General features: G+C 32.6%; 5 protein-coding genes (1 of these 5 running past the window's edge). 2 read left to right on the top strand and 3 right to left on the bottom strand.

What is annotated here, in order from left to right:
• From ACZ5CF_RS04995 to ACZ5CF_RS04985, 3 genes are all read right to left on the bottom strand, one after another.
• Positions 1–440: the 5' portion of a putative porin gene (locus ACZ5CF_RS04995; protein WP_464580745.1), read on the bottom strand. It extends 1528 nt beyond the left edge of the window; only the first 440 of its 1968 coding nucleotides appear in the window; its start codon is at positions 438–440; its stop codon lies beyond the left edge, outside the window.
• A 110-nt stretch (positions 441–550) separates the two neighbouring features.
• On the bottom strand, positions 551–1930 hold the full coding sequence (locus ACZ5CF_RS04990) for a RagB/SusD family nutrient uptake outer membrane protein (protein WP_464580744.1): 1380 nt from the start codon (positions 1928–1930) through the stop codon (positions 551–553).
• A 16-nt stretch (positions 1931–1946) separates the two neighbouring features.
• Positions 1947–4976 carry a SusC/RagA family TonB-linked outer membrane protein gene (locus ACZ5CF_RS04985; RefSeq protein ID WP_464580743.1) on the bottom strand — a complete coding sequence of 1010 codons (3030 nt, stop codon included), beginning with the start codon at positions 4974–4976 and terminating at the stop codon, positions 1947–1949.
• Between the two features lie 161 nt (positions 4977–5137).
• Here ACZ5CF_RS04985 and ACZ5CF_RS04980 point away from each other — a divergent pair, with 161 nt between their 5' ends.
• Both ACZ5CF_RS04980 and ACZ5CF_RS04975 read left to right on the top strand, forming a co-directional pair.
• Complete coding sequence (locus ACZ5CF_RS04980; RefSeq protein ID WP_464580742.1) at positions 5138–5734, top strand: ribonuclease HII; 597 nt, start codon at positions 5138–5140, stop codon at positions 5732–5734.
• Between the two features lie 30 nt (positions 5735–5764).
• Positions 5765–8233, top strand: coding sequence for a ribonuclease HII (locus ACZ5CF_RS04975; protein ID WP_464580741.1), 2469 nt, complete (start codon positions 5765–5767; stop codon positions 8231–8233).
• Positions 8234–8283 lie beyond the last annotated feature (50 nt).

Below are 8283 nucleotides of genomic sequence, written 5' to 3'. Positions count from 1 at the left end.
TCGGTCATAGGGGTTGGCACATGATAGTATTTTATGTCTTCTGCTTTTAAATAATTAAAATGTTTTGCAAGCGCCCCAATTTGAGGCAAAGCTGATTGCCCCGGATTATAACTTAAACTATTATAGGTTTGCCCTAAATTGGAAAATGGCAGCAGCTCAAAATTATCTTTTCTTAAATAGTTATACTTATATTCTTTAAAAATGGTAAGTGTGGTGTCTAGATAAGTTGTATCGTTATTTAGGCTAATAATTTTATAATCTTTAATTGTTATTGCAGCCGTTTGTTTTTTATTTGAATTGATTATAGCTCCTTTTTTTTGATTCTTAGGTGCTACTTGCAAAGAGTCTGAACCCGGTAATTTTTTTATAGGAGTTACTTGAGAATAGCTATTAGCAACTAATAACAGTAAAAAAAGTGTAATGCACGTAAAGTGTTTCATTAACCTAAAACGATTTATTGGCAAAGGTAATTTTTTTGATTATTTGATTCATAAATAAAATAAAAAAACCACCTCAATTGAGGTGGTTTTGGTATGACTTATATAAATTTTTAATACCCGTCGTTTTGAACCATGTTAGAATTTGCATCTAACTCAGCTCTTGGGATTGGCCATGCAAATAAATTGTTAGGGTATGTTAATTGTGTAATAACATTTTGAGTTGACCCTAAAACATCTATGTTTTGACCAGTACGAGTTAAATCATCAAATCTGAATCCTTCGAAAATTAATTCTTTTCTTCTTTCATTGATGATGTCTTCTTTAGTTAAGCTAGTATAAGCTGACGCCCCTCTGTTTGAAGTTATTTTGTTGATTTCCGGAAGTGCTGCAGATTCTCCGCTTATCTCAAATAAAGCTTCTGCATAGTTTAAAATAACTTCTTCAAAACGGATCAGTGGAATATTATCAGAACCTGTGGCCGTATCAGGATATTTCTTCATATTTCTTAGACGAGTTCCTCCATCTTGATATCCAAGAATATCTTTTCTAACATCTCCGTCTTCGTAAATATCTATAACATCTGATACAACTTCTACATCTCCATATCCAGCAGGAGCATCTCCAGGGAATCTGTATATGTAAGATAATGCATTTGGACCTAAGTTATCTGCTCCGCTAAATGCTAATTCAAAAATTGAGTTTGGAGCTTCTTTAGTTGCCCAGCTATCTACATAGCTTGCTGCAGGAATAATAGAATATAAACCAGAATCTATTACAACTTTAGCTGCATCTCTTGCTCTTTCCCAGTCTCCAAAATAAATTGCTACTCTTGACTCTAAGGCTTTAGCTGCATATTTTGAAACTATAGTTTTTGTAACATCATAGCTAGAATCCATCATTGAAAATGCAGTTTCTAAATCGCTATAAATAGCAGCTTTTACCTCATCAACAGTGTTTCTTGAAGGAAATAAATCTTCACCTTTAAACTCGGTAATTATTGGAACTCCTAAGTTACCTCCAGCATGTTGTTGCCCATAGGTTCTTAATAAATCATAATGGGCTAAAGCTCTAAGCGTCATTGCTTGACCTTGAATATGCCTACCATAATCTAAATCGCCTTCTAGAGTAGAAAGGTCTGTATTGATTATAATATTAGCATCAGCAATTACGGCATAGGCATCATCCCAAATAAAACCTGTGTTTTCATTGTATTCATATTCGGCCTGAGTTGAAAAACGCCCAGAATTACCATTTGAAAAACAGTTGTCAGATCTAACCTCATTAGTTGCAATGATATCTCTACCATAATAACCAGATCCAGTCATGGTATTATGAATACCTTTTAAAATACTATACAGGTTATTTACTTTTTTGATACTACCTTCTACACTTTTACTTTGTGCTAAAGTAGGTTCTAGATCATCTGTAGTACATGCCATGAATGTAATGAAGGCAAATGTAACAGGAAGAATTTTAAATATTTTTTTCATGTCTTTCATTTTCTAATTAGAAATTAATGTTTACACCAAATGTAAATGTTTTGGTAGGAGGTGTCTCTAAACCGGTTTCTCCCCCTAAATCTTGTTCAGGATCATATAATAAGTTGTCATCTTTAACCCAAGTGTATAAGTTATTACCTCTTACATATACTCTTACACTTTCTAATCCTATCTTATCCATTACACTTGATGGTAAATCATAACCAACTGTAAGCGCTCTTAGACGGAAAAAGTCTCCATCGTAAAGAAACTTAGAGTGTCTTTCCCAAGGTGTAGCAGATGTTGTGAATTTTCCATATCTGGTATTGTCACCAGGCTGCTGCCATCTATCTAATAAGGTTGTATAACCATTAAATGCTAATATTGGATATGCATTTGTTTGGTTTAAGTATCTATGCCATCCTTCGTAAATTTTATGTCCTCCAGCATAATATCCGCTAGCATTTACAAAGAAGCCTTTATAGTTAAAATCTATATTTAACCCTGCTGTTAAAGTTGGGATTGCATTACCCCCTTGGTAAACAGCTTCTGCTTCATTAAAGTTTGTTGTAGTAGGACCATCAACTCCGTTGATATACCACTCTTCTAAACCTGTGTCTGGATTAACTCCAGCCCATGTAGGCATATACCATGCTCTTACCGGGTGTCCAGTTTCAATTCTTGTTCTTGTAGTTGTAATGGTTCTTTCAACTCCATTAGGATCTAGAGGTAACTTTGTAACTTCATTTTTAACAGTTGAAACATTACCACCTAAACTTAACTGAATATCTTCTGTGTTGATAATGTTAGCTGTTAATTCTGCCTCAAAACCTTTGTTTGTAAGCTCACCTATGTTTTGAACCTGGCTGTTAAATCCAGTAGTTTGAGACAATGGAACGTTTAATAATAGATCTGTAGATGTTCTGTGGAAGTATGCTAGGTTTGCATTCAACACATTTTTAAACAATCCAAATTCTACACCTAAATCTAATGTATTAGATTTTTCCCATGATAAATCATCATTACCAAAAGTACTTACAGTTTGAGCACCTTCTCCACCATAATCTACACCAAAGCTAAATAAAGATTGATATTGATTTAGTCCAATAGATGCGTTCCCGGTTGTACCATATGATGCTCTTAACTTCATATAATCTATAACTTCTGAATCTTCTAAGAAAGATTCTTTATGCATATTCCAAGCAGCACCTACGGCCCAGAAGTTACCCCATCTGTTCTTTTTAGAGAATCTAGAGTTACCCTCTCTTCTGAATGAGAAATCTAACACATACTTACTATCAAAGGCTGAATATTTTATTAAACCTAAGTAAGCACCTACATACCAATCTGTAAAACTTGATGAAACACTTGTTGGTGTCCCTAAGTTGTCTAAGTTAAATAATCCATCATCAGCAAAATTCTCTCCGGCACCACCTAAGAAGTAGTTTCTATTTGATTGATATTCTTGAAGTAATTTAAAATCAAAGTTATGGTTTTCGTTTAACTGTAAGTTGTAGTCAACATAGTTTTGAAAAACGTAGTAAACGTTCGTTCTGTCGTATTGACTAGCATCTCCAGAAGTAGGAACGCCATAACCGTAATTTCTGTTCGAGTATGTTCTAAGATTATATAGCTGGAAGTCTACATTAAAGGTAGACCCAACTTTAAATCCATGTCCTATATCCCAAGTTAATGAGTTACCAGAAACAATTCTCGTAAATCTGTTATCATCAATATTATCTCTAGTTATTATTAATGGGTTTGGTAATGATCCTCCAAACTCATTAAATGTACCATCTTCATTGTATGGTTGTAAAAGTGGAGATAAGAAAAATCTACCAGTTCTTGCGCTTTCAAAATACGCGCTTGTTTCTAAGAATGAATCTTGGTATGTATAAGAAGCCGAGTTGTTTGAACTAAATTTTAAGTTTGAAGTTAAATCTTTAGAAAAGTTTAACGCACCTGAAATTCTTTCAAACTCAGTTCCTATTACAGTTCCTTCTTGAAACATATATCCTAATGAAGCATAGAATGTATGGCCTTCTCCACCACCAGAAGCTGATAAGTTATATTGCTTAATAATTGCATCTTTATTTGTTAAAACTTTATCCCAATGTGCCTCTGGTCTTCCGGCTGCATCCCATTCTGCAAATGATGTAGATAGCAAGTATGCCTCTGCATCTTCTTTTGTAGGAAAAATTCCATCATTAAAAAATGCCTCAGACGCAAGCTCTAATCTATTAGCAGCAGTTAAAGGCTTTGGTCCTTCTACCGCATCATTTTGAAAACCGTAGCTAGAAGTGAATGAGAATCTTGTTTTACCTGCTCTACCTGACTTAGTAGTAATTAAGATTACACCATTAGCTCCTCTAGCTCCATATTGTGATGTAGCAGAAGCATCTTTTAATACAGTAATCGACGCAATATTGTTGTTATCTAAAGCTGCAAGAGCATTTAAAGACGATCTTGCTCCAGAAGCACCAACATTACCACTATTTACAGGAACACCATCAATTACATATAATGGAGCGTTACCAGCTGTTATAGAGCTTATACCTCTAATTCTAATATTAGCAGTAGAACCTGGCGTACCTGAAGTAGCTGAAACGGTTAAACCTGCAACATTTCCTTGTAAAGCGTTATCGATTGATGGGCTTACAATTTGAGATAATTTTTCATTATCTACTTTTGTTACAGATCCAGTAATGTCAGATCTTCTTTGCGCTGAATAACCAACTACAACGACTTCTTCAAGAGCTTGAGCATCTTCTTCCATTTGTACATTAATGGTGTTTGAAGCCCCAACTGTTCTTTCAACAGATTTAAGCCCTAAGTAAGTAAAAACTAGCACCTGCCCAGTATTAGCTTTGATAGTATAATTACCATCAAAATCTGTTTGGGTTCCAGTAGTAGTTCCTTTAACTAAAATGTTCACACCTGGTAAAGGCAAACCGTTTTGGTCTGTAACATTACCAGTAATTGTCTTCTCTTGTGCATAAGAGAAACTTACCATTAACGCTAGTGCTAGCGTTAAAAAACAAGTTAACTTTGATTTCATTATTAAATTATTTTTGAATTAGCTCACGCCAAAAATCAAAATATTAATGATATTTACCAAAAAATAAGTGCACTGAATTTGTTAAAATTTTATTTTTTTTAAAAAAATTATATTCCAACCCTTTTTTTAACTCCTATTTAAGAAAAAAATTAACAATTTTAATGTTAAAACCATACATAAATAGTTGCTTAGAAGCCGGTACAGATGAAGCCGGTAGGGGTTGTTTAGCCGGTCCGGTAACTGCTGCTGCCGTTATTTTACCTGAAAACTTTACAAATGATATTTTAACGGATTCTAAAAAGCTTTCCAAAGCCAAAAGACACATCCTGAAAAATATAATTGAAAAAGAAGCTATTGCATTTGGTGTAGCTCATATTTTCCCGGATGAGATTGATAAACTTAATATTTTAAAGGCTTCTATTTTTGGTATGCACAAGGCTTTAGATAAACTCAGCAAAAAACCAACACTTATTGCTGTAGACGGCAACAAGTTTTATGCCTACAACAATATACCCTATAAATGTGTTGTGAAAGGAGATGCTAAATTTATGCACATTGCTGCAGCTTCTATTCTGGCTAAAACATACAGAGATGCTTACATGGAAAAAATTCATGAAGAATACCCAATGTACAACTGGAAACAAAACAAAGGCTACCCCACCAAAGAACACAGAGAAGCAATTTTAAAATACGGTGCAACTAAATACCATAGAAAAAGCTTTACATTAATACCTAAACAACTCTCTCTAAATTTTTAATTATATTTTTGCTGAAAAGGGCACTATAAAATGAGACATTTTTTTGTTGTTTGTATCTTAATAAGCCTGTTATTGGGTTGTAAAAAAGAAACTACTCCTTTAAACTCTTCTATTTTATCGTATATACCACATAATGCAGCTGCAATTGTTAAGGTAAACAACTTTCAAACACTAAAAAGCAGCTTAAAAAATAATGCGTTTATTTTAGAAACTATTAATACCAAAACTTTTAAAAAATTAAACAACAAACTATCTGCTTTACAATATGTTAAACCCAACACTACCGGATTAATTGCTTTTGTAGAAGAAGGCAATAATAATGTTGAAGTAATTTTTGTTACTGAGAATGATTCTGTATTAACCAACTTAGAGTCTGCACAAAACAAAACTATTGAAACACTATCTTACAGCGACCATTCTTATAAAAAATTCGCATTAAACAAAACTGTTTTTTATAGCACCAAACTAAACAATATTAACATTCTTTCCTCTTCAAAACTCTTAATTGAAAATTCAATTAGGATTAAAGAAAAAAATATTGTGAATACTACTTTTAGCAAACTTTATAATGCATCTAAAACCAATAAGGCTGCAACCTTATTCATTAACCTTGAGCAAAACAACCAATTTTTAAATGTTTTGCTAAACACAAATTCTAACAAGTTAACTGATTTTGCTGATTGGCTTGCTTTAGACATTGCTGCCTCCCAAAACGAATTACTTTTAAGTGGTGTTGCTGTTGCTAGTGACTCTATTAAAAAATTCACTAATAATTTTAAGAAAACCACTCCTACCCAAAATCACGTTGCTAATGTAGCACCTATTACATCTAACGGATTTACATCGTTTAACTTCACTAGTTTTTCTGCCTTTTTTTCTAACACGCAATCTAACAACAATATAGCATTACTTGATTCTGTAAAACAAAACGGGTTTGAGAGTATTAACGAAATTGGTTTGGTTTCTTTTAATAATGGTAATGCTATTAGTTTTTATGCCGAGTTTTCTGAAGAACTTAGAGATTTCTTTAAAAATTTAGAGCTAAACAGTACAGAGTTTTCACAAACAACTATTTACACTCTTGCAGAATCTAACTTACTTACTAAAGCTACTAGATTAATAGACGCGTCGTTTACACCAAAATATTATTGCGTTATAGATAACTTTTACATTTTAGCAGAACGTACAGAGATACTTCAAAACATAATTACAAATAATAGTACCAATGCTACTTTAAAAAACTCTAATCAATATAACAATCAAATAAAGCAATTAGCAGACGAATCTTCTTTATTAACAATTCGTTTTGGTAATGCAATTAAAGATTATATTAATGCAAGTAACTCTGATGCTTTTAAAGAAGATTTTAAATCTGTAAACCTAAAAAACTATACTCTTGCTTTACAATTAATTGCCGATAATAACTTTAATCATTTACATCTTTCTATAACTAAAAACAAACCTAAAAGCCAAGTTGGTACTGTTGCCCAATTATTTTCAGTACAGTTAGATGCAGCAATAGCTACCCAACCACAATTTGTTATAAACCACAGAACACAGAAAAAAGAAATTGTGGTTCAAGATGTAGAAAACAACTTATACTTGATAGCAACAGATGGAAAAGTGCTTTGGAAAAAGCAATTAGACAGTAAAATTCAAGGAAAAATTCATCAAGTAGATATTTATAAAAATGGTAGATTACAACTTGCTTTTACAACTGCAAGTAAATTTTTAATTATAGACAGGAATGGTAACATTGTAGAGCCTTTTAACAAACAATTTTCCGGGTTACTCTTACCCTTAGCTGTTTTTGACTACGATAAGAATAAAGATTACCGATTTGTAATAGTTAGTGGTCAGAATATTTACATGTACAACCGTAAAGGACAAATCGTTAAAGGATTTACTTTCACTAAATCTGATTCAGAAATTATTAAACGTCCGGAACACTTTAGAATTGGCAGTAAAGATTATTTAGTATTTGCTCAAAAAAATGGTGCTTTACAAATTTTAAATAGAAGAGGACAAAAGCGTATTAAAGTAAACCGAAAATTTTCTTTCTCAGAAAACAACATTTACCTCTATAAAAATAAATTCACCTTCACTAACAGCAAAGGACAACTAGTGCAAATAGATAGTAAAGGAGGCATAAATGTGATTTCTATTGGAGTTGAACCCGAACACTATATAGACGCCACCACTAAAACCCTAGTTACATTATCTAATAATTTACTTAGCATAAAAGGGAAGAAAATAGAGCTAGACTATGGCTTTTATTCGGCTCCAAAAATATTTTATATATATGATAAGATTTATGTAGCAGTAACCGACATCCAAAATCAAAAAGTATATTTATTTGACAGTCAAGCTAAAAACATAAAAAACTTTCCGGTTTATGGTACAGAAATTATTGACCTATCTGATATAGATAACGATCGCCATTTAGAACTTGTTACTAAAGCTCAAGACAACACCATACTTGTTTACAAAATAAACTAGCAACATACGCAACAGGGGAAATAACCCCTTGATTTTTAGTGTATTAATAG

It is taken from the genome of Lutaonella thermophila (assembly GCF_055387725.1).
Note: the sequence above shows the minus strand (reverse complement) of the source record. Positions and strands in the feature narration are given on the sequence as shown.